A 20,598-nucleotide genomic window follows, 5' to 3' on the forward strand; every position below is an offset into this window, starting at 1 on the left:
GGTCGTTTCCCCGCTTGAGCTTGCACCCAGAGCGGCGATCCAGCACCGGCCTTTTTCGTTTCGAGCCTTCCAGCGGCGCATGGGCCAGCTTTCAGCCACCCCAGCGTCCTCATGCATCTGCCCCCCTTCCACGGCCACGCAGTTGCAACAGTCAGCACAATCTAGACGAGTGTTTTTTCGCGAATGATTCGCGAGGCACGGGCGTTCCGTTTTCTTTTTCACGCCCCTTCTATCGCCTTCGGGCGAGAGACGCCATCGCTCTGCTCGCGAAACTGCACTTCCCCAGCACCCGTGGCGGAACGTTCATGCGCGTTTTCATGAGTTTCGTCGCAGTCATTGGAGTTTTCACCTTGACCGCTTCCAGCAACGGCTTCTGGCGACATCACAAAGAAGAACAACGCCTCTCACTCGACGACATCACCGTCGTCGACAAATCTCTCCTCAAGCGGGCCGTCGGCGCCATGGCGCTCGGCAACGCGATGGAATGGTTCGATTTCGGCGTGTACAGCTATATCGCTGTCACGCTCGGCAAAGTGTTCTTCCCGTCGTCGAGCCCGTCCGCCCAGTTGATCGCCACCTTCGGCACGTTCGCCGCGGCGTTCCTCGTGCGGCCGGTCGGCGGCATGGTGTTCGGGCCGCTGGGCGACCGCATCGGCCGTCAGCGGGTGCTGGCCATGACCATGATCATGATGGCGCTCGGCACCTTCGCGATCGGCCTGATCCCGAGTTACGCGACGATCGGCATTTTCGCGCCGGCGTTGTTGCTGGTCGCGCGCCTCGTGCAGGGCTTCTCGACGGGTGGCGAATACGGCGGCGCCGCGACCTTCATCGCCGAATTCTCGACAGACAAGCGCCGCGGCTTCATGGGCAGCTTCCTCGAGTTCGGCACGCTGATCGGCTATGTGCTCGGCGCGGGTACGGTCGCGGTTCTGACGGCGACGCTCTCGAACGAGGCGCTCCTCTCGTGGGGCTGGCGTGTGCCGTTCCTGATCGCGGGCCCGCTGGGTCTGGTGGGTCTCTACATCCGGATGAAGCTCGAAGAAACGCCTGCGTTCAAGAAGCAGGCCGAGCAACGCGAAGCCGAAGACAAGGCGCTCCCGAAGCAATCGTTCCGCGAGCTGCTGATGCAGCAATGGAAGCCGCTTCTGCTGTGCGTCGGCCTCGTGCTGATCTTCAACGTCACCGATTACATGGCGCTCTCGTATCTGCCGAGCTATCTGTCGGCCACGCTGCACTTCAACGAAACGCACGGTCTCTTCCTCGTGCTGCTCGTGATGGTGCTGATGATGCCGATGACGCTGGCAGCCGGCCGTCTGTCCGACACGATCGGCCGCAAGCCGGTGATGCTGTTCGGTTGCGTGGGTCTGTTCGTGCTGTCGATTCCCGCGCTGCTGCTGATCCGCATGGGGACGGTGCTGCCGGTGTTCGGCGGCCTGATGATTCTCGGCGTGCTGCTGTCGTGCTTTACCGGCGTGATGCCGTCGGCGCTGCCGGCGCTGTTCCCGACCAAGATCCGCTACGGTGCGCTCGCGATCGGCTTCAACATTTCGGTGTCGCTGTTCGGCGGCACGACGCCGCTCGTGACCGCATGGCTGGTCGACGGCACCGGCAATCTGATGATGCCCGCGTACTACCTGATGGGTGCGTCGTTGATCGGTATCGTATCGGTGCTGGCGCTGCGCGAAACGGCCCGCAAGCCGTTGCTCGGCTCCGGTCCGTGCGTGGCAACGCGTGCGGAAGCGCATGCGGTGCTGCGCGGCGAGCGTGAGGCAGCGGAGATGGATGAAGGTTACGCTTCCGCGGCTACGGCGCGTGCCTGATCCTGGGTTGCGCCTCGGTTGCGCAGTAACTAGCCACTGAAGTGGTACGCGTATCGCCCGCAAGCGCTATGACGGACGGCGGCAGGCAACCACAGCAATAAGCGTGAGCATGTTCGAAAGCGGGCCGGCAGATATTTGCCGGCCCGCTTTTTTACGTCACCAGAGAATCGAACGTTGCGCTGGCGCGCGTACCTTCAACGATCAGCATGCCGGCGGAAATCGGCAACTTGAAACGCCTTGGCCCTGCGCTGCCTGGATTGACGAACAGCACGCCGTCGCGCTCACTGATTGCCGGCTTGTGAGAGTGCCCCGTCACGACCACATCGATGCCTTCGCTGCGCGGATCGTCGCCCACGTCGGCGATGTCATGCACGACGAGGATCGTCACCTGGTGCACGGTCAGCTTGACGTGCGTCGGCAGCGAGGCGACTGGCTCGCCGATGTCATTATTGCCGCGCACGGCGGTGACCGGCGCGATCTGCGCGAGCACATCGAGCACCGCCTGATTGCAGATATCGCCCGCGTGGATGATCGCGTCGCACCCTGCAAGGTACTGCAGGACTTCGGGGCGCACGAGGTTATGCGTGTCGGAGATCAAACCGATTCGGGTGGCTGCGGGGCTTGAGGTGCGCGAAGTCATAATGTCAGTATCGGCCAAACGGCCTCAATCCGCCGACTGCTGTTCAGCAAGCTCACGCGTCAACACCTGCGCCGGCCGCTTCGCGCGAAGCAACCGCCTGGTTGCCCCCTGCACCACCATCGACACCCCCGCCGCACACGCAAAGCTCAACCACACGCCGTTATGCGGCAACATCGTCGCGGTCACGGCGAAGAACGCTGCGAACGAGCCGCGGCCGATCACCATGCCGCGCGTCAACAACGCGACGAAGTCCGCGCCATGCGCGCGCTGGGCCGACACCGCGAGGACGATGCCGAGCAAAGGAAACACCGACAGCAGCCCGCTCCATGTCGCGCCCATCGACGCAGACAGCGTAGTCACAGCCAACGTCAACAACGCGCCGGCGAGCATGCGCAGCGCAAGATCGCCGAGCCCGAGACGCGTCGCCGGCACATGGCCCGTGACGCGCGGCAAGCCGCTTTGCGAAATGGCGACAGCGAGACAACTCGCGGCCACCGCCCACATCAGTCCACCCGGCAAATGCGTGAGCACCATCGCCACGCCAACCCATCCCAGCATCCCGGCCGCGAGCGCAAGCGGCCATGCTGAACGCCGACACGTCCACGCATACGCAAAATTGAACGCCTCGGATGCGGCGATCGCCGCAATCGACGCCGCGGACGCCAGCGCCGCGAACGCCGGCCCACGCTCCAGCGCAAGCAGCAACACGATCGGGCCGGACACCACCGGCAGCCCCGCCAGCCATCCCGCCACCGACGGCCCCCACACACGCCCCGCCACCGTCAGCGCGGCGAGAAACGCGGGGACCAGCGCGAGCTTGAGCGTAAGCAACATGCTTACGCTTCCATCAGGTGTTCGATGCGTCGGTCAGGTATCAGCCACCACGCCGCGGCCAGCGTGTAGAGCGCGGCCGAGAGCCACGGCTGAACGAATGCCAGCGCCATGCCCGCCAGATAGATGATGACTGAGACCTTACCCTTGAAGTCGTTGCCGACCGCCTTCGCGAGCGTCGACTCCGTGCCGTGCTCGCGGATCAGCACGCGGGTCAGAATGAAATACGCAATCGCCGACATGAACAACACGGCGCCGTACATCGCGGTCGGCCAGGCGGCGAGATGGTTTTCGCCAACCCAATGCGTGACGGCCGGCAGCAACGACAGCCAGAACAACAGATGGAGATTGGCCCAGAGCACCGCGCCGTTGACCTTCTGCACGGTATGGAACAAGTGGTGATGATTGTTCCAGTAGATGCCGACGTAGATGAAACTCAGCACGTAGGCGCAGAACACGGGGATCACGGGGCGCAGCGCGGCGAGATCGAAGCCGTCCGGCACCTTCAATTCGAGCACCATGATCGTGATGATGATGGCGATCACGCCATCGCTGAAGGCTTCGACGCGTCCCTTGCCCATCGGTCGGTTTCCTGATTGTGTAGTCGCTACGCCACCGATTATCGGCGATGACAACGGGACTTGTCGAATGCCGGCCGGCGGCGTACGCACGCCTCACCTTATGAGCGCACCCCGCTCGTCCAACAACTGACGAAGAATGCTGCGATGGCAGCGGCTTTCGTCCTCGCAATAGCAGCCAACGGAAAAGTTGGTCGTTTTTGACAGGGCGGCAAGCAGGTCCAACACCTTGCTGGCATCGCCACCATTCATCTCCGCGCGGAATTTTTTCGCGAACATGGCCCAATCGCGGTCACTGGTAACGGCCTTTGCTTCTTTGACCAGGTCCGCGTCAGGCGACAGATTGGGCAGCCACACATCGTAATAGTCGCGGGGGGCGAATTCGGCCCGGGGTACGCCGCGCGGCGGTCGCCGAACGGTACCGATACGCAGCCCTTCGTCGGCCGCTCTCGGAGACCCAAGCTGGACAATGCTGATGCTCATGTTGTTTGCCTGATCCGTGGTGGGCTCGCGACCTTCCCCCGTCGGGTCGATCAACGCGCTCGTCAGTGGTTCTGCGATGCAGGCTCAGCGCCTCAAGCCCTTCATGGCCTCGATTTCCATCGCCGCGTTCCGCTCTTCGCTCGCCTCGATCGGGTCCATCGCCTCGTCGATCGAGGACGCTGCACGTTCAGCGGCGGCTTTCGTTTCGTCGAAGACGGAATCGAATTCTCCGTCGTCATCGCCCGGCGGCTCCAGCATGTCCCGAAGCATGGACGACAGCTCTGGCGTGTCCCACTCCGCGCCCTGTTGCTTCTGCTTTTTTATGTAGTGTCTGACTTCCGCGTCCTGTTCCGGGGTCAACGGAAGACCGCGAAAAGTACTTTTGGGGTCAGCATCAGTCATGATCTCGCTCCAGGATACGTGCCAGTTCGAGTTTAATCCCGTTATGGCGACGTGATCTCAGCTATCGGTCAGCTTGAAACGCCAGGGTAGTACACCGCCAGCCACACGCTCGGCTCCGTGTCGCTCGTCCATGCCACCCGATGCCGGCAATGTGCGTCGATCAGCACGTGGTCGCCGGGTTTCATCGGATGCAACTCGCGCTCACCCTCGAATTCGAGCGCCGCCGCGCCGCTGAGCAGCACGACCCACTCGGCGCGCGGACTGTCGTACCAGAAGTCCGGCGGGCTTGCGTGCCCCCGCGAGACGATCCGCTCAATGCTCACACCGGCCTCTTCCACGAGCGCGTCGATCTGTTCGTCAGGGCTCGCTGGCGCGCCGGGATCGAAGAGATTGCCGCTGCTGATCATGCCTTTCATCGCTTATGCTCCGGCTATGCTCGCTACCTGAGTTCGCTGCGCGTTTTCGCCGATCGCGCTCGCCCCCGGTTTGCCACCAGGTGCACCGCTCATTTCATCGGTTTGAGGCCATCGAGCAAGGTCGGCACCAGTTCGCTGATGGTCGGATGAATGTGCATCGCGTACTGCAAGGTCGGATACGGCGCGCCGGCCGTCATGATGTCGATGAACGTGTGCAGGGCTTCGTCGCCTTCAATGCCATGGATCGCCGCGCCAAGAATCTGCTTGCTTTGCGGGTCGACCAGCACCTTCATGAAACCGTCGGTCTCACCGCGTTCGCGCGCGCGGCCCACCCGCGTCATCGGCATGGTGGCGATTAGCGCGTCGCGGCCGGCTTTGCGCACGTCGGTCTCCGAGAGTCCGACGCGCGCGAGCGGCGGGTCGACGAACACCGCATACGCCATGATCCGCGTATCGACGCTGCGCGCGCCGCCGTCGAGCAGATTGGCGGCGACGATCTGAAAATCATCGTAGGAAGTGTGGGTAAAGGCGCCGCGTCCGTTGATGTCGCCGATCGCCCAGACGCCCGGCACGTTGGTGCGCAACTGGCCGTCGACGGGAATCATGCCGTGCCTGTCCGTCGCGATGCCGGCCACGTCGAGGCCGAGGTCGTCGGTATTCGGTTCACGGCCGGTGGCGAACAGCAGGTGCGACGCTTCGAGTGCGGGAACGTTCTGCTCAAAGCCGATGCACACCTCGTTCTCGTGATGCGGATGCGGTTCGACCCGCGAGGGCTGCACGCCAAAGACAAACTCGATCCCTTCACGCGCCAGCACCTTCTGCACGGAGTTGGCGAAGTCGGCATCCTCGCGCGTGAGCACGCGCTCGCCGCGCACCAGCACAGTCACCCGGCTGCCGAAGCGGCGAAAAATCTGGGCGAATTCGAGCGCGATATAGCTGCCGCCGACAATCGCCAGATGATCCGGCAATTCCGTCAGGTCGAGCAGATTGGAGTTGGTGTAGTAGCGAACGCGCTCAAGGCCTTTGAGCGGCGGTACGACGGCGCGCGTGCCGGTATTGATGAAGATTTCGTCGGCGCTGAGTTCGTCGCGCACCGAGCCGTCCGGGCTACTGATGGCGAGCGTATGCGCGCCGGTAAAGCGCGCGTGGCCCGTGAAGACGGTGACGTTATCCGCACCGCGCAGCCATTTCTCGACGCCGTCGCGCGATTGCCCGATGATCCCGTCTTTGCGCACCTTGACCGCTGCCAGATCGACGCTGACCGCTCCGCTCACCTGCACGCCGAGGTCCGCGGCGTGGCGCGCCACGTGGGCCGCTCGGGCGCTGGCCACATAAGACTTGGTGGGTGTGCAGCCGACATTCACGCAGGTCCCGCCGAAGGCCCCGCGTTCGATCACCGCGGTTTTACGGCCGCTTTGACCGAGACGGACAGCGAGCGGCGTCCCGCCTTGTCCCGTACCGATCACGACTGCGTCGAAGTGCTGTGGCATGGCAGATCTCCCGAGGCTGGGGTGCTGGTCGTAGCATCTTACCCTCAGCGCCTCGCGTTGCCGCTATCGCCCCTTCTCGCCCGCTCTTGTTGCTTCTGCTGCGCGCGGTGACGTTCGCGCGCCGGCTGCCGATCTGTTTTCGCGCCGCCGATGGGCCGGCGCGGCCGATTGATGGAAATTGCGCCCCGTTGTGTTCAGGCGTGGCAATGCACGGCGCAGATCAACTCGCGCGAGCGTTGCAGCGCGGCCTGCGCGCCGCGAGCGGCCACGACCCAGCCGACCTGGCCGAGGTTGAAATCCTGCGACACCATCACTTGCATGAGGGCAACCATCGGCAGGATCACCGATGGTCGATAAAGCTGGTTCTGAATTAAGGCTGGCATAACGGCTCCCATCGCGCTGGGCCGTTCTGGCACGACGCGGAATGTACATTCGATGGGAGGATTTTAGGGAAACCGGAGGCTCGGATAAATACCGGGAACGCGAAGGCACTTGTTTGCGAATCTGAACAATCGAATCTGGATCCCCTCGGCAGTCGAGTCCGATTGCGACATTAGCCCCTCACGCGAAGTGGGTTTGTGGCGCCTGTGGCCGTGCCCGGAGACGTCAGGACAGCTATGAAGCGCTGGCCAGCCCCACCTGCGCATCATGCAAGCTACGTGCATAAGCGCTCGCCCCCACGGGCCGGCTATAAAAATACCCCTGCTGCTTGTCGCAAGCGATCCCGCGCAAAAACGCCGCCTGCTCGGCGGTTTCCACACCTTCCGCCGTGACATTCATGCCGAGCGAATGGGCCATCGCCACCACCGCCTGCGTGATCGCGATCGAATCGCGATGATCCGGCAACCCCGCGACGAAGGAACGGTCGATCTTCAGGTTATGCAGCGGAAACCTCTTCAGATACGACAGCGACGAATAGCCGGTGCCGAAATCGTCGACGGAAATCCGCACGCCCATCGCGCTCAACGCAGTGAGCATCGGCAGGACGGCGTCGCTGTCGCTCATCAACAGCCGCTCGGTAATCTCCAGCTCCAGCGCCGCCGGCTCGAGCCCGGACTCCTCGAGACAGCGCTCGATCCGCTCCACCAGCCCGCCTTTGAACTGGCGCGGCGACAGATTCACCGCGACGATCAAATCCGGCGCCAGCGTACGCCGCCATTGCGCGACCTGTTCACAGGCCCGCGCCAGCACCCAGGAACCGATCTCGACGATCAGGCCGGCGTCTTCGGCCACGGGGATGAATTCCACCGGCGAGACGTTGCCCAGCTCGCTGTTGTACCAGCGCAGCAGCGCCTCGGCGCCGATCGTGCGGCCGCACTGGCTGTCGACGATCGGCTGATACACGAGGCTCAGTTCATCCGTGGCGAGCGCGCGCCGCAACGCCTGCTCGATCATGAAGCGGCGTTGCAGATGCCGATTCAGCTCGGCGGTGAAGAACTGAAAATTGTTGCGACCGCATTGTTTCGCGTGGTACATCGCCGAGTCGGCGTTGCGCATCAGCGTGGGCACGTCCTGGCCGTCCTCGGGAAACAGACTGATGCCGATCGACGCACCCATGTAGTACTCGTTGTCCGCCACGGCGAACGGCACCGCGATCGTGTCGAGAATGCGCTGGGCGAGCGCGATCAGCCGGCCCGTGTTTTCGTAAGCGCTAACCACGATCACGAATTCGTCGCCACCCACGCGCGCGAGCGTATCGTTGCGCGCGACACACGCCGACAGTCGCTCCGCCACGCTGCACAGCAGTGCATCACCGGCCTCGTGACCGGCGGTGTCGTTGACCTTCTTGAAACCGTCCAGGTCGACGAACAGCACGGCGACCCGCGCCAGCTCGCCCATGCCCGCCACTTCACCCGGCGTGAACAGATCACGCATCCGCTCAGCCAGGTAGGCGCGGTTGTAAAGGCCCGTGAGCGGATCGCGGGTGGCCAGAAACTTGAGCTGCCGTTGCGCCTCGCGCACCGGCCCGATGTCGGTGAACGAGATCAGCACCGAGCTGGGTTCGCTGTCGCCCGGCTTGATGATCGGCACGACATTCTCAGTAATCCAGACGACATCGCCGTCCGTTAGCTCCAGACCGATCGTGATGCCGAGCCTGGATTTGCCGGTCGCCAGCACCTGACTGGTCGGACGATCGGCGTCGGTGACGACGGAACCATCCTCGTGATATGCGCGCACCATCACCGTCAGAATGTCGCGGCCGATCAGGTCGGCGCTCGCCCGCAGAATGCGTTGCGCACTCGGATTGCAGGCCAGCACCACGCCCTCGCGCGACTGCACGATGATGCCTTCGTTGAGATGGTTGACGACCAGCCGGTGATGCTCCTCGCTGTGCGCGAGGCGTTGCGCCATCGCGTCCTGATGAACGGCGAGACCGACACTGTGGCTAATGTCGTGGAGCATCGCCGCCTCTTCGGGGCTTGGTCGGCGCGACGTGCGGTGATAGACAGCGAACGCACCCAGCACCGCGCCGGCATCGTTTTCAAACGGCACCGACCAGCACGCGCGCAAACCGAGCGGCAGCGCGAGGTGCCGGAAATCGGCCCACAGCGGATCAGTTTCGATATCTTCGACGGCGACCATGCGGCGCTCGTACATCGCCGTGCCGCAGGACCCGGCTCGCGGGCCGATCGGGACGCCGTCGATCGCGGCGCTGAAGTGCGCCGGCAGCGAAGGCGCGCCGCCCACGCGCGCGCGTACGCCGTCCGCGTCCAGTAGCAGGATCGAACAGGTTGCACCATCGCCGAGCAGCGCTTCCGCGCGGCGGCATACTTCGTCGAGCAATTCCGGCAGCGGTGTGTTGCGGGTAATCAGCCGCAACACCGTACGCTCCGACGCCAACACCCCCTCGGCCCGATCCGGCCCGTAGCGGGTGCCCTCAGGCGTTGCTCCCATCGTGCTATCTGATGTCGCTTCGCGTGTCATTTGTGCGCCCCCTAACCCCACATCGGCAAGTTAATGTACGCGGCGCACCGGGGTTTACGTGAGGCTAGCGCACTTTAATCGCGATGCATAGCGCGCAAAGCGTGTGACCGGCTAGCCGGTCAGCCAATGAAGCGACTGCCCCGTTAACACTGTGAGCACGGTGAAGCCGACGATCCCGGCCATCGTCAGCGCCAGCCCTGCCAGATGCGCGGCCAGCGCCACGCGGATATCGAGAGGCGCCAGCTGCACGGGTTGAGCGGGGGCCAACGGAACGGCTGCCGGACCGGTCTCAGCCGTCCTGCCGTTGGGCGCCCCACTAGCGCTCACTTCAGACTCGCGACGCCCGGCCGCGCGAGGTGCAGCACCTCGTAGACCGTGCCCCTCCGCGGCGACCGGCACCGCCGAGGTCATGGATACGTCACAAGCCGCGATGAGCCTCAAGCTCAAACGGCTCGAAGCGCGTCTGGGCTACCGCTTGCTGGAGCGCACCCCGCGCGCAGTGAGACTCTCGCCGCGCGGCGACGCTTTCATCGGCGCCGCCCGGCAATTGCTGCTCGCTCATGAGCGAGCGCTGGCCGGGACCGCCGACGCGCCGGAGCGCCGGCTCAAGCTTGGCATCAGCGACCACGTGGCAGGGCCGAATCTGCCAGCGCTGCTGGGGCGACTCGCGGCTTACGATCCGCTGCTCGTCATCGAAGTGCGCATTGCCGCGTCACGCGACGTGCTTGCATGGTTCGAGCGGGGTGAAGTCGACGCGGCGATCGGTCGTCGCGAAGGCGATCGCCGTGATGGGCAACCGCTGGCTGAGGAGCGGCTCGGCTGGTTTGCGGCGCCGGGCTGGCAGCATCGCGAGGGGCAGCCGCTGAAACTGGCGACGCTCGCCGCGCCATGCGGGATTCGCGCGATTGCCACCGACGCGCTCGATGCGGCCGGGATTGCTTGGACCGAGGTGTTCGTTGGCGGCGGCGTGATGGCTGTCGGCGCTGCCGTTAGCGCAGGGCTCGCCGTGGCCGCGCTGGCGCAGCGCGTGGCGCCGGCGGGAGCGGTGGAGGTCGGCGAGCAACTCGGCTTGCCGCAGCTGCCGGCTTCGAAAGTGGTATTGCATACGCGGCTGAGCGACCCGCGCTCGCAGGAAACTTTGCGAGCGGTTAGCTCGGCATTTCTGAACGCGGCCTACTGAAGCAAATGGGCGGACCGGATGGACCGGTCCACCTTGCCTCAGTTGTTTCCACTTCCTGGCGGCCGACCGCCGCCCTGTTGAGACCCACCTTGAGGGCGGTTATTCCCACCGCCTTGCTGACCTCCCTGTGGACGTCCGCCTGCATTGCCCGGCTGCTGCCCACCCGATGGACGACCACCTGCATTGCCCGGTTGCTGCCCGCCCGGTGGACGTCCGCCCGCATTGCCCGGCTGCTGCCCGCCCGGTGGACGACCGCCTCCATTGCCCGGTTGCTGCCCGCCCGGCGGACGTCCGCCTCCATTGCCCGGTTGCTGCCCGCCTGGTGGGCGTCCGCCTCCATTGCCCTGCTGGCCGCCCGGTGGACGACCGCCTCCATTGCCTGGCTGCTGCCCACCCGGTGGACGTCCGCCGGCATTACCCGGTGGCCGACCGCCTGGTGGCCGACCACCCACATTCCCGGGCGGCGGACCTCCGGGCGGACGCCAACCTGGTGGCCGTCCGGCACCGGGTCTCGGCGGCGGAGGCGGTGGATGATGCGCCCAGCGGGATTGCTGGCCATACCACGGCCGGCCCCGATAATAATTGCCCCAGTAGGTACCGATCGAGAACGTCACGATCGGCAAGCCGATCACCGTGCCGTAGCTCATCACCGGCACATTGCTGCCCTGATAGGGATAGCTGAGTCGCGCCGCATAAACCCAGCCACGCAGGTTCGGAGCGGCGACGTCACACCATTGGTAGTTGCTGATGCAACCCATCACGCTAACCGGGACACCGCCCGGCAACTGCGTCACGACGGGATAATCCGAAGCCGGCCCTGCGCGCACGTTGACCGTGCTATTCGTATAGGCCTGCGACTGCGCGGACGCCACTGCTGGCAGCGCCAGCAAGCTAGCCGCCGCGTACATGCATCGAACGAGGTGTCGTTTCATTTTTTCTCCCGTTTTTACGTCCCGCGTTTGCATGCGTGCCGCTACGGCCCGCATATGTGCCTGCCTGCCTGCCTGCCTGCCCGCCCGCCCGCCCGCCCGCACGCACGCACGCACGCACGCACGCACGCACGCACGTAAGAATGCGTCGGGCCTGGCCATCGCTTCAAGCGGTGTGGCGGCCACGATACCTACTCATCCGCACCTGCAATGCGCATGCCTGAAACCGCCCGGCAAATGCTTACGGACTTGCCCTAGCCGTTCCAGTGCGCCCCGTGCAAAGCAAGATTTGGTAATCACCCACCCGAACTCACGCTGTTTTCGGGCCTCTGTACTCCGGCGACTCGGCCGATCATCCATGGCATGAAAAACCCATGCACTGCTCGGAGCGCCATGAAAATTTTCCGCCCTATCCTTGTCGCTGCACTGATGCTCACGCATCTGCCCGCTCACGCCACCAGTTTCGACTGCAGCAGGGGACGCTCGCTCACCGAACGGATGATCTGCAACGACCCTGCGCTCTCGAAGCTCGATGACACGCTTGGACAACTTTACTGGAAAGCGCGGCGACGGGTCGTCAACCGTCGCGCCTTCCTCACGGACAGTGACAGCAAGTGGGCGTGGCGGGAAGCGAATTGCCGCGATGCGGTGTGTCTGGGGACGTGGTATGACACTCGGATCGAGGAACTGCAGCGGCTGATCGAAAGCATCCGAACGGGAACCCCGGATGGTCCGGCCGAACCGGACACTCAGCGTAAGGCGGTGATGCCCGCGCTACAGCAAACCGAAACCGCGATGCTTCGATGCACCGCGGCGGATCCCGGGATCGTCGTGAACGACCAGTGTTCCACTGTGATCAAGGAGAACAACGGTAAGTGGAAATATCAGCCACACGGCGGCGACTGGTTCTGCGGACTGGCGATGCTCGCGCCGGCGGAAGTGCGATAGCACTACCTGCCGCTCCAGAACCTCCGCTGAACCTCCATCACCTCAGCCTCCACCTCGGGCACCGGGCCGATCACCTCGACGGGCTTCTGGCAGTGATCGAACACATACCGGCAATCCACGCTCATGGTCGGATTCTCGGCATGATCGCCGGTCGCCTCCAGCAGGCGCTTCTCGGTCATGCCAAACACGACGCGGCCGATATTGGCCCAGTACATCGTGCCGGCACACATGCAGCAGGGCTCGACCGACGTGTACAGCGTACAACCCCACAAGTACTCCGGCGTGAAGTTCAACGCCGCCACGCGAGCCAGCACCGACTCGGCGTGATTCACCGTATCGACATTGCCCTGCTCCATCAACACGGTCTCCTGATCCGGGCCGACCAGCACCGCGCCGAACGGATGGTGTCCCAGCAGCGTCGCCCGCTCGGCTATCCGGCTCGAATGCCGCAGATGACGCACGACCTGCTCGTGCGTCGGCGTTAAACCCTGCGGCGGATAGGCCGGCGCCACTCCAGCGGCGCCGGCATCGGTCGGGACGGTAAGACTCACGGGCGATCTCCTTTAATCTTTTAATGATAGTTAGGTAAACCAATCAATGCATTACTTCGGCAGCGAACCGTCGACGCCTTGCACGAACCAGTTCAAACGCAGCAGCTCCGCATCGCTCAACGACTTGCCCGCGGCGACCTTCACCGCACCGGACTGATCCGCGATCGGACCGGCAAACGGATTGAACTTGCCGGAGATGATGTCGTCACGCTTCTGGCTCAAGGCCTTTTGCGCCGTCGGCGACACCGCGTCTGTGTTGATGTTGGCCAGATCGATCGCCTTCTCTTTCAGCCCCCACCACACGGGCGAGTTGTTCCACGAACCCGCCATTACTTGCTGCACCAGATGCGTGTAGTACACGCCCCAGTTGCTCACGCATGCCCCCAGTTGCGCGTTCGGCCCGAACTTCTTCATATCGGAGTCCCAGCCGAATGCATGCACTTTCTTCTGCTCGGCGGTCTGCATCGTCGCTGTCGAATCAGTGTTCTGGATCAGCACGTCGGCGCCCTGGCCGATCAGCGTTTCGGCGGCCTGCTTTTCGAGGCCCGGGTCGAACCAGCTATTGATCCACACGACCTTCACGCGCGCATTCGGATTGACCGAGCGCGCACCCATCGTGAACGCGTTGATGTTGCGCACCACCTCCGGCACCGGCACCGAGCCGACAAAGCCGAGCGTGTTGGACTTCGTCGTATAACCGGCGACCAGTCCGGCCAGATAGGCGCTCTGGTAGGTCCGCACGTCATAGGTGGCGAAGTTGGCGGCCTTCTTGTAGCCGGTCGCATGTTCGAACACGGCGTCCGGAAAGTCCTTGGCGACCTTCAGCTCGAAATCCTGGAAGCCGAAACTCGAGCCGACCACGATCTTATTGCCCTTGGACGCCAGATCACGAAACACGCGCTCCGAATCCGCCGACTCCGGCACGTTTTCGACGCGCGTCACCTTGATCTTGTCGCCGAATTTCGCCTCGACCTCTTTCACGCCCTGCTCGTGCGCGTAGGTCCAGCCGGCGTCGCCCGGATTGCCGAGGTAGACGAAAGCGATGCCGAGCGGCTGCGCAGTCGCGGCGGCTGCCGCCCCGGCGCCGAGCGCGAGGGACGCGCCGAACGCTGCAGCAAGAACAGTGCGAACGGTCAGGACGGTTTTGATGCGCAATGAGTGATGCAGCGCTCGCGCCAGCTTTGCTTTCATGAATTCTCCGAAGATGGTTTCCAGGTGCCTGCCACTGTGTCCGGGATTGTCCCGGACAAGGCTCCAGCATAGGGGGCCATATTCGAAGGTCAATTTCCGCGGAAAAATTATTTCCCGTTATCCCGCCCATAACGAAATCTGTATTTTGGTAGCCAAGAAACAGGTTCGAGCCTTCGAACGAATGCGGCCGCAAAACCCTCACGTCGAATTCAGCGGCAGCTCAGTGAACGCGTGGCGGTGGGTCAGCCTCATCATCGTCAGGCGAATCGTCCTCACCGAACAGGTCCGCGCACAAGCCCTGGCCGATCTCGCTCAGGCGTGCCGTTCCCGTGCCTTCCTCGTTGAACGTGGTGTCCACCAGGCCGCCGTCGACCAGCGCCGTCAACTGTCGCCGCAAGCCGCTCATCGGCACATCCGCCTGTTTGGAAAGCTTGGCGAGCGACCACGCGCCGCCGGGCGTTTCCTGATGCGCGCGCCACAACTGCGCCAGCACGGCTACCAGTACCGGATCGAGTTCATCGTCTTCCATCGTGAATGTCTCCTCGCTTTTCTTAGGGCCGATCAAGCCATCTGCGCCACCAGTTCACCCAGCGTCTTCAATGCCGCCTCGGTCTGTGCCGTCCACGGATAGCTGTAATTGAGTCGCATGAAGTGGCGGAAATCGTCGCGCATCGAAAACATCATGCCTGGCCCGATCGTGATGCTGCGCGCGAGCGCCGCCTGATAGAGCCGCATCGAATCGACCCGTTCGGGCAACTCCACCCACAGCACGTACCCGCCTTGCGGCGTCGACACGCGCGTACCTGCCGGAAAAAACCGCTGCACCATCGCCATCATGATGCTCGCCTGCTGCCGGTAGACCTTGCGCACGTGCCGCAGGTGCCGGTCGTAGCCGTCCTGCCGAAGGTAATCGGCGACGGCGACTTGCGGCACCGAAGGCGTGGTCAGCGTGTTGAGAAACTTCAGCTTCTCGACCTGCGCGCGGTAGCGCCCCGGCATCGCCCAGCCGATCCGGTACGACGCGGTCAGGCTTTTCGAAAACGACGCGCAATGCAGCACCAGCCCCCTGGTGTCGTAATTCTTCAAGGTCGATGGCCGCGCCTCGCCGAAGTACAACTCCTGATAGACATCGTTCTCGATGGCGGGAATTTCGTGCGCGGCGAGCAGTTCGACCAGTTGCCGCTTGCGCTCGTCCGGCATCTGGAAACCGAGCGGATTCTGGAAGTTCGGCATCACCATGCACGCGGCGATCTTCTGCCGGGCGATGACCTGGGCCAATGCCTCGATGTCGATACCGTGGACCGGATGCGTCGCCACTTCGATGGCGCGCATGCCGAGACGCTCGATGGCGTGCAGCATCGCATAGTAAGTCGGCGACTCGACGGCGACCGTGTCGCCCGGCTTCGCGACCGCCTGCAAGCTGAGGTTGATCGCCTCCGTCGCGCCGAGCGTGATGATGATTTCGTCGGGGTCGACCGGCACGCCATTCTCGGCATAGCGCCGCGCGATCTGCCGGATCAGCTCGGGATTGCCGGGCGGCAGGTCGTCGATCAGATTCCAGCTCGCGTGACGCCGGGCGATTGCATTTGCGTACTGGTTGATGCGCCGCCACGGGAACAGCGACGGATCGGGGTACGGTGAGCCGAGCGGAACGGCATCATGCGCGCGGATGCTACGCAGGGTCGACAGCACGAGGCGGCTCACGTCGACCGCAGCGGCCACCGGCGGCGTCTGGGCTGCCGGCTGGCGGTTCAGACGCGGCTCGTCGAGCGCGGCCGCCGTCGCCACCGCATCGCGCACGAAATAGCCCGACTGCGGCCGGGTTTCGACAATCCCCCGGCTTTCCAGCAACGCGTACGCGTGCAGCACGGTCTTGATGCTGACGCCGTGCTGCTGGCTCGCTTGCCGCACCGACGGAATCCGCTCGCCTGCGGCGAAAACGCCGCGGCGTACGGCTTCGGTCATTTCGTCGGCGAGTTTTTCGTACAGTTTCAAGGACCTGGCTCGAACAAAAACATGTGCGGAACGCCAGTCTATGACAAATTTGGCGCAACTGTACCCCTCTCCTTTCCGATTTTCTGTATGCTGCGCCATTTTTGGAACACAGTAGGCTTTCATGCATCGGCATAAAAGCCTCGTCCAAGCCACATCCGGCGGCAAGATCATGAAGAAACCCGAAGCTCGCATCGAACCGTATACCCACCCCGCCGCTGGCTGGGGCGCGCTCAAATACGTTGCCATCAACCTCATCAAGGAAAAGGTGACGGGCGGCGACTACCGCATGCTGTTCAAGCAGAATCAGCCGGACGGCTTCGACTGCCCGGGTTGCGCGTGGCCGGACCGCGAGCATGCGTCGACCTTCGAGTTCTGCGAAAACGGTGTCAAGGCCGTGGCGGCCGAGGCGACCAGCAAGCGCGTGACGCCGGCGTTCTTCGAGGAACATACGGTTGAAGAACTGATGGCGCAGTCGGATTACGAGCTCGAACAACATGGCCGTCTGACCGACCCGCTCGTCTACGACGCCATGCGCGACCGTTACGTGCCGATCGGCTGGGACGAAGCCTTCGATCTCATTGCCGATCACCTGAAGCGCCTTGACGATCCGGACCGCGCCGCCTTCTACACATCGGGACGCGCCAGTAACGAAGCCGCGTTTCTGTACCAGTTGTTCGTGCGCATGTATGGCACCAACAATTTCCCCGATTGCTCGAACATGTGCCATGAAGCGACCAGCCGCGGCTTGCCGCACACGGTCGGCATCGGCAAGGGCACGGTCACGCTCGACGACTTCGAACACGCCGATACGCTGCTGATCTTCGGCCAGAATCCGGCGACCAACCATCCGCGCATGCTCGGCGAACTGCGTGAATGCGCGAAGCGCGGCGCGACCATTGTGTCGATCAATCCGCTGAAGGAACGTGGCCTCGAACGCTTTGCAAGCCCGCAGCATCCGGTAGAAATGATCACGATGGGCAGCACAAAGATCAGCTCCGTGTTCATCCGGCCGAAGGTGGGCGGCGATTTCGCCTTGATCAAGGGCGTCGCCAAACGTGTAATCGAGCTCGACGACGAAGCGTTGGCTTCGGGTCTCGAACGCGTGCTCGACGTCGCGTTCATCGCCGAACACACGGTCGGCTTCGATACGTTCGCTGACGATTTGCGTGCGGAAAGCTGGGACACGATCGTTGCCGAATCCGGCGTGCCGTTTGAAGACGTGCTGAAGCTTGCCGATATCTACGTGAAGGGCCGCGCGGTGATCTCGACGTGGGGCATGGGCCTCACGCAGCACAAGAACTCCGTGCCGACGGTGCAGATCCTGTCGAACCTGATGATGATGCGCGGCAATATCGGCCGCCGCGGCGCGGGCCTGTGCCCGGTGCGCGGACACTCGAATGTGCAGGGCGATCGCACGGTCGGCATCGAAGAAAGGCCGACTCAGGCGTTCCTCGATCGGCTCGGCGAAGTCTACGATTTCGAACCGCCGCGTGAGCATGGTCTCGACGTCGTCAACACGATCCAGGCGATGCTCGACGGCAAGGTGAAGGTGTTCATCGGCCTCGGCGGCAACTTCTCGATCGCGACGCCGGACACGCCGCGCACGTGGGATGCGATGCGCTCGTGCGAGCTGACCGTGCACATCACGACCAAGCTGAACCGCAGCCACCTCATACACGGACGCGACGCGCTGATTCTGCCGACGCTCGGGCGCACCGAAATCGATCTGCAGAATGGTGTGGCGCAAGGCGTGAGCGTCGAGGATTCGATGAGCATGGTGCACATCTCGTACGGCATGAACAAGCCGGCCTCGGAGAATCTGTTGTCGGAGATTGCGATCGTCGCGCGCATGGCGCTCGCCACGCTCGGCAGCGCCAAGGTCGACTGGCTCGCTCAGGCGGCCGACTATGCATTGATTCGCGATGGCATCGCGCAGGTGATCGACGGCTTCCAGAACTACAACGAACGCCTCAAGAGCCCGGGCGGTTTTCACCTGGGCGTGGCGTCACGCGAGCGGATCTGGAAAACGCCGAGCGGCAAGGCGCAGTTCCTCGTGCATGCGATTGACGTCGACACGCCGATTCATCAGGCGCGCGCCGAGCATGGCGAGCGTCTGATGACCTTGATGACGACGCGTTCACACGACCAGTACAACACGACGATTTACGGCCTCGACGACCGTTATCGCGGCGTATATGGGCAGCGGCGCGTGCTGTTCGCCAACAAGGACGATCTCGCGATGCTGGGCTTCGTTGCGGGCCAGCGCGTGGATATCAAAAGTGTGTGGGCCGACGGAATCGAGCGTCACGCGGCTGGGTTCCTGCTGGTGGAATACGACATTCCGCGTGGGTGTCTTGGCGCTTACTATCCGGAGACGAATCCGTTGGTGCCGCTCTCTTCGGTTGCCGATGGCGCGGGGACGCCGACTTCGAAGTCGATTCCGGTGCTGTTGACGGCGTCAGCGGTTGTTGAAGCGGTTGCTGCTTGATACGGTGCTGGGTTCCGGGTGGCGGGTAGTGGGCGCCGCCCGAAGCTCCGCATCTGAAGATTGACGCTCACGCCTGGTCTTTCTTCAGATCGCGATGCGTGAGATACAAGCGCAGATCGAACTCAATCTGGTGGTAGCCCGGTTGCATGAACTCGCAGAGGCGATAAAACGCCTTGTTGTGGTCGCTTTCTTTCAAGTGAGCGAGTTCATGCACGACGATCATTTTCAGAAATTCCGGTGCGGCGTCCCTGAATAGCGACGCAATGCGGATTTCTTTTTTTGCCTTCAGTTTGCCGCCCTGCACACGCGAGATGCTCGTGTGCAGGCCGAGTGCGTGGCGCACAACGTCGAGCTTGCTATCGTAAGTGACTTTGTCGATTTGCGCGCCGTTGCGAAGGTGTTCGCGCTTGAGCTCCGAGCAGTACTCGTACAGGGCCCGGTCTGTTTGCACCTGGTGCGTGCCGGGGTACCGCTCCACGAGGTACGGGCCGAGTTGTTCGTCGGCTATCAGCTTTTTGACTTTTTCCTGTAGCCCGGCTGGGTAGCCTGTCAGGTATTTCAGGTGTTGCATGGCAATGGTGTTTGCTTTTGACGATGGCCTCGCGGCGACGGACTTTCGTTGAGCCGGATTCAACCGCGATTGCTTTCGCAATCCGTCCAGAGCCGCAGCGGATCCCGGTGAAGCGGATACTGCTTGTCGAGCCACGCCGACAGCCGGGTCCAATCGGGGTGGTTGGTCCCAGTCTTCGCAGACCACGTCGACGATCTCTCGAGAATCTGTCCGTTCTCACGATCACGGACAAGCAAACTGCCAAGACCGCTCGAACTGTTCTCCTGCGTTTCGACCCGATATCGCGGCAAGAGTCTCACTTCAGCATCCCCTGCCCAGCCGTACACGGCCCGGACCACGCCGGTTGCGTCCTTTAACTCCACTGGACCGCTGGCCGGCCGAGCGGCGGCCCAGCCTTCAGGAAATTCAGCGACGACCTCATTGCCGCTTTCCCGGACCCATTTCATACGCCAGGCCCGCTCCATCGCATCGCGCACGTGCGACACCGACTCATACCCCGGCGGCAACTCGATCGCTGCAGGCAAGGTAACGAGATTATCTTTCCAAAGCTTGGCCTCGTCGCGATCACGTCGGTCGGTTGTTCGGGATACTTCTTCTCCGAACGGGTTATCAGGCCGGCTAGCGAGATGGGCGCCGCTTTGCTGCAGGTCGGGGAAAAGACCGTCTGCATCACGACGCGTTAGTTTTGGTTTTCCGTTTTTCATGGTGTCTCGCTGAAAGGCGCTCTCAAGAACGACCAATTTACATTAAACAGGGCGACGCTCTGTACATCGGCGCAATTATCCGGGGTGCAACGGGCGTCTGATCGCTCCCTCATCATTCTGGATCAGCATGGGGAGGCAATCGCGTGGGCCAGGACAGACTGCGGCGTACGCCAGTTCGATAGGTTCCGCCCCGAGCGCGATTACCGGCAGAAGGTGTTCGGCAGCGCTCTTCAGTCAGGCTGATCTTGGGGCGAGATACCGTCGTCGCTCTGAACAAGCTTCGGGCGCCCTGTTGCGTCTGGACCTGAATCCACCAGCTTGTTGCGGTAGTCACAGGCAGGACAGAGGAAAAAGAATCCTTGTTCATCGACTTGCCGCTCGACGCGATCGAAGTCGAACGACACATTGCAGTTTCGACAGGTCCACATAGCGGCCTCCGTCGGTATCTTCGAGCAA

The 20,598-nt window shown here is 63.2% G+C and carries 21 protein-coding genes; 4 read left to right on the forward strand and 17 right to left on the reverse strand.

Features of this window, described 5'->3' with window-relative positions:
- The first annotated feature begins 317 nt into the window (after nucleotides 1-317).
- Nucleotides 318-1,820, forward strand: a complete 1,503-nt coding sequence (gene proP / locus PQQ86_RS12360; protein ID WP_408266940.1) for a glycine betaine/L-proline transporter ProP — start codon at nucleotides 318-320, stop codon at nucleotides 1,818-1,820.
- A gap of 151 nt (nucleotides 1,821-1,971) precedes the next feature.
- On the opposite strand, the gene PQQ86_RS12365 is transcribed toward proP, so the two are convergent.
- The 10 genes from PQQ86_RS12365 to PQQ86_RS12410 form a co-directional block, all read right to left on the reverse strand.
- On the reverse strand, nucleotides 1,972-2,460 hold the full coding sequence (locus PQQ86_RS12365) for a metallophosphoesterase family protein (RefSeq protein WP_408266943.1): 489 nt from the start codon (nucleotides 2,458-2,460) through the stop codon (nucleotides 1,972-1,974).
- 24 nt (nucleotides 2,461-2,484) lie between these two features.
- The gene (locus PQQ86_RS12370) at nucleotides 2,485-3,294 is read right to left on the reverse strand and encodes a hypothetical protein (protein WP_408266946.1); all 810 of its coding nucleotides are present in this window, start codon (nucleotides 3,292-3,294) and stop codon (nucleotides 2,485-2,487) included.
- A gap of 2 nt (nucleotides 3,295-3,296) precedes the next feature.
- Complete coding sequence (locus tag PQQ86_RS12375; RefSeq protein WP_408266949.1) at nucleotides 3,297-3,872, reverse strand: TMEM175 family protein; 576 nt, start codon at nucleotides 3,870-3,872, stop codon at nucleotides 3,297-3,299.
- A gap of 93 nt (nucleotides 3,873-3,965) precedes the next feature.
- The gene (locus PQQ86_RS12380) at nucleotides 3,966-4,352 is read right to left on the reverse strand and encodes a DUF488 domain-containing protein (protein WP_408266952.1); all 387 of its coding nucleotides are present in this window, start codon (nucleotides 4,350-4,352) and stop codon (nucleotides 3,966-3,968) included.
- An 84-nt stretch (nucleotides 4,353-4,436) separates the two neighbouring features.
- Nucleotides 4,437-4,754: a hypothetical protein gene (locus PQQ86_RS12385; protein WP_408266954.1), complete on the reverse strand. Its 318-nt coding sequence runs from the start codon at nucleotides 4,752-4,754 to the stop codon at nucleotides 4,437-4,439.
- Nucleotides 4,755-4,822: 68 nt separating this feature from the next.
- Nucleotides 4,823-5,161, reverse strand: a complete 339-nt coding sequence (locus PQQ86_RS12390; protein ID WP_408270246.1) for a cupin domain-containing protein — start codon at nucleotides 5,159-5,161, stop codon at nucleotides 4,823-4,825.
- Nucleotides 5,162-5,259: 98 nt separating this feature from the next.
- A complete protein-coding gene (locus PQQ86_RS12395; protein WP_408266957.1) occupies nucleotides 5,260-6,660 on the reverse strand; it encodes an FAD-containing oxidoreductase in 1,401 nt (466 codons plus the stop codon).
- Nucleotides 6,661-6,854: 194 nt separating this feature from the next.
- On the reverse strand, nucleotides 6,855-7,043 hold the full coding sequence (locus PQQ86_RS12400; RefSeq protein WP_408266960.1) for a hypothetical protein: 189 nt from the start codon (nucleotides 7,041-7,043) through the stop codon (nucleotides 6,855-6,857).
- Between the two features lie 232 nt (nucleotides 7,044-7,275).
- Complete coding sequence (locus PQQ86_RS12405; RefSeq protein ID WP_408266962.1) at nucleotides 7,276-9,585, reverse strand: putative bifunctional diguanylate cyclase/phosphodiesterase; 2,310 nt, start codon at nucleotides 9,583-9,585, stop codon at nucleotides 7,276-7,278.
- A 111-nt stretch (nucleotides 9,586-9,696) separates the two neighbouring features.
- Nucleotides 9,697-9,912: a hypothetical protein gene (locus PQQ86_RS12410; protein ID WP_408270378.1), complete on the reverse strand. Its 216-nt coding sequence runs from the start codon at nucleotides 9,910-9,912 to the stop codon at nucleotides 9,697-9,699.
- Here PQQ86_RS12410 and PQQ86_RS12415 point away from each other — a divergent pair.
- On the forward strand, nucleotides 9,890-10,765 hold the full coding sequence (locus PQQ86_RS12415; protein WP_408266964.1) for a LysR substrate-binding domain-containing protein: 876 nt from the start codon (nucleotides 9,890-9,892) through the stop codon (nucleotides 10,763-10,765). The two genes, PQQ86_RS12410 and PQQ86_RS12415, sit on opposite strands and share 23 nt — an antisense overlap.
- Nucleotides 10,766-10,803: 38 nt before the next feature.
- On the opposite strand, the gene PQQ86_RS12420 is transcribed toward PQQ86_RS12415, so the two are convergent.
- Nucleotides 10,804-11,697, reverse strand: a complete 894-nt coding sequence (locus tag PQQ86_RS12420; RefSeq protein ID WP_408266967.1) for an SH3 domain-containing protein — start codon at nucleotides 11,695-11,697, stop codon at nucleotides 10,804-10,806.
- A gap of 390 nt (nucleotides 11,698-12,087) precedes the next feature.
- Here PQQ86_RS12420 and PQQ86_RS12425 point away from each other — a divergent pair, with 390 nt between their 5' ends.
- Nucleotides 12,088-12,642 (forward strand): lysozyme inhibitor LprI family protein, encoded by a 555-nt coding sequence (locus PQQ86_RS12425; protein ID WP_408266969.1) that lies wholly within the window; start codon nucleotides 12,088-12,090, stop codon nucleotides 12,640-12,642.
- A 2-nt stretch (nucleotides 12,643-12,644) separates the two neighbouring features.
- Here PQQ86_RS12425 and PQQ86_RS12430 read toward each other — a convergent pair whose 3' ends face one another.
- The 4 genes from PQQ86_RS12430 to PQQ86_RS12445 form a co-directional block, all read right to left on the reverse strand.
- Nucleotides 12,645-13,193, reverse strand: coding sequence for a nucleoside deaminase (locus PQQ86_RS12430; protein ID WP_408266972.1), 549 nt, complete (start codon nucleotides 13,191-13,193; stop codon nucleotides 12,645-12,647).
- 51 nt (nucleotides 13,194-13,244) lie between these two features.
- Entirely contained in the window at nucleotides 13,245-14,384 is a 1,140-nt protein-coding gene (locus PQQ86_RS12435; RefSeq protein ID WP_408266975.1) for a BMP family ABC transporter substrate-binding protein, read from the reverse strand.
- A 220-nt stretch (nucleotides 14,385-14,604) separates the two neighbouring features.
- Nucleotides 14,605-14,913, reverse strand: coding sequence for a helix-turn-helix domain-containing protein (locus tag PQQ86_RS12440; protein ID WP_408266978.1), 309 nt, complete (start codon nucleotides 14,911-14,913; stop codon nucleotides 14,605-14,607).
- 32 nt (nucleotides 14,914-14,945) lie between these two features.
- Complete coding sequence (locus PQQ86_RS12445) at nucleotides 14,946-16,379, reverse strand: aminotransferase-like domain-containing protein (RefSeq protein WP_408266981.1); 1,434 nt, start codon at nucleotides 16,377-16,379, stop codon at nucleotides 14,946-14,948.
- A 169-nt stretch (nucleotides 16,380-16,548) separates the two neighbouring features.
- On the opposite strand from PQQ86_RS12445, the gene PQQ86_RS12450 reads away from it, so the two are divergent.
- Complete coding sequence (locus PQQ86_RS12450) at nucleotides 16,549-18,867, forward strand: FdhF/YdeP family oxidoreductase (protein ID WP_408266984.1); 2,319 nt, start codon at nucleotides 16,549-16,551, stop codon at nucleotides 18,865-18,867.
- Nucleotides 18,868-18,934: 67 nt separating this feature from the next.
- Here PQQ86_RS12450 and PQQ86_RS12455 read toward each other — a convergent pair whose 3' ends face one another.
- Both PQQ86_RS12455 and PQQ86_RS12460 read right to left on the reverse strand, forming a co-directional pair.
- Nucleotides 18,935-19,438 (reverse strand): M48 metallopeptidase family protein, encoded by a 504-nt coding sequence (locus tag PQQ86_RS12455; RefSeq protein WP_408266987.1) that lies wholly within the window; start codon nucleotides 19,436-19,438, stop codon nucleotides 18,935-18,937.
- A 59-nt stretch (nucleotides 19,439-19,497) separates the two neighbouring features.
- The gene (locus PQQ86_RS12460; RefSeq protein ID WP_408266990.1) at nucleotides 19,498-20,142 is read right to left on the reverse strand and encodes a hypothetical protein; all 645 of its coding nucleotides are present in this window, start codon (nucleotides 20,140-20,142) and stop codon (nucleotides 19,498-19,500) included.
- Nucleotides 20,143-20,598: the final 456 nt, after the last annotated feature.

The organism is Paraburkholderia sediminicola, from assembly GCF_046026675.1.
Lineage (GTDB): Bacteria > Pseudomonadota > Gammaproteobacteria > Burkholderiales > Burkholderiaceae > Paraburkholderia > Paraburkholderia sediminicola_F.

Bases quoted from the DNA above. Each gene is read 5' to 3' on its own strand.
- PQQ86_RS12400 (WP_408266960.1), bottom strand. From the start codon at position 7,043: ATGCCAGCCTTAATTCAGAACCAGCTTTATCGACCATCGGTGATCCTG.
- PQQ86_RS12425 (WP_408266969.1), top strand. From the start codon at position 12,088: ATGAAAATTTTCCGCCCTATCCTTGTCGCTGCACTGATGCTCACGCAT.
- PQQ86_RS12420 (WP_408266967.1), bottom strand. From the start codon at position 11,697: ATGAAACGACACCTCGTTCGATGCATGTACGCGGCGGCTAGCTTGCTG.
- PQQ86_RS12385 (WP_408266954.1), bottom strand. From the start codon at position 4,754: ATGACTGATGCTGACCCCAAAAGTACTTTTCGCGGTCTTCCGTTGACC.
- PQQ86_RS12460 (WP_408266990.1), bottom strand. From the start codon at position 20,142: ATGAAAAACGGAAAACCAAAACTAACGCGTCGTGATGCAGACGGTCTT.
- PQQ86_RS12440 (WP_408266978.1), bottom strand. From the start codon at position 14,913: ATGGAAGACGATGAACTCGATCCGGTACTGGTAGCCGTGCTGGCGCAG.
- PQQ86_RS12365 (WP_408266943.1), bottom strand. From the start codon at position 2,460: ATGACTTCGCGCACCTCAAGCCCCGCAGCCACCCGAATCGGTTTGATC.
- PQQ86_RS12395 (WP_408266957.1), bottom strand. From the start codon at position 6,660: ATGCCACAGCACTTCGACGCAGTCGTGATCGGTACGGGACAAGGCGGG.
- PQQ86_RS12405 (WP_408266962.1), bottom strand. From the start codon at position 9,585: ATGACACGCGAAGCGACATCAGATAGCACGATGGGAGCAACGCCTGAG.
- PQQ86_RS12435 (WP_408266975.1), bottom strand. From the start codon at position 14,384: ATGAAAGCAAAGCTGGCGCGAGCGCTGCATCACTCATTGCGCATCAAA.
- proP (WP_408266940.1), top strand. From the start codon at position 318: ATGAGTTTCGTCGCAGTCATTGGAGTTTTCACCTTGACCGCTTCCAGC.
- PQQ86_RS12390 (WP_408270246.1), bottom strand. From the start codon at position 5,161: ATGATCAGCAGCGGCAATCTCTTCGATCCCGGCGCGCCAGCGAGCCCT.
- PQQ86_RS12370 (WP_408266946.1), bottom strand. From the start codon at position 3,294: ATGTTGCTTACGCTCAAGCTCGCGCTGGTCCCCGCGTTTCTCGCCGCG.
- PQQ86_RS12375 (WP_408266949.1), bottom strand. From the start codon at position 3,872: ATGGGCAAGGGACGCGTCGAAGCCTTCAGCGATGGCGTGATCGCCATC.
- PQQ86_RS12450 (WP_408266984.1), top strand. From the start codon at position 16,549: ATGAAGAAACCCGAAGCTCGCATCGAACCGTATACCCACCCCGCCGCT.
- PQQ86_RS12380 (WP_408266952.1), bottom strand. From the start codon at position 4,352: ATGAGCATCAGCATTGTCCAGCTTGGGTCTCCGAGAGCGGCCGACGAA.
- PQQ86_RS12455 (WP_408266987.1), bottom strand. From the start codon at position 19,438: ATGCAACACCTGAAATACCTGACAGGCTACCCAGCCGGGCTACAGGAA.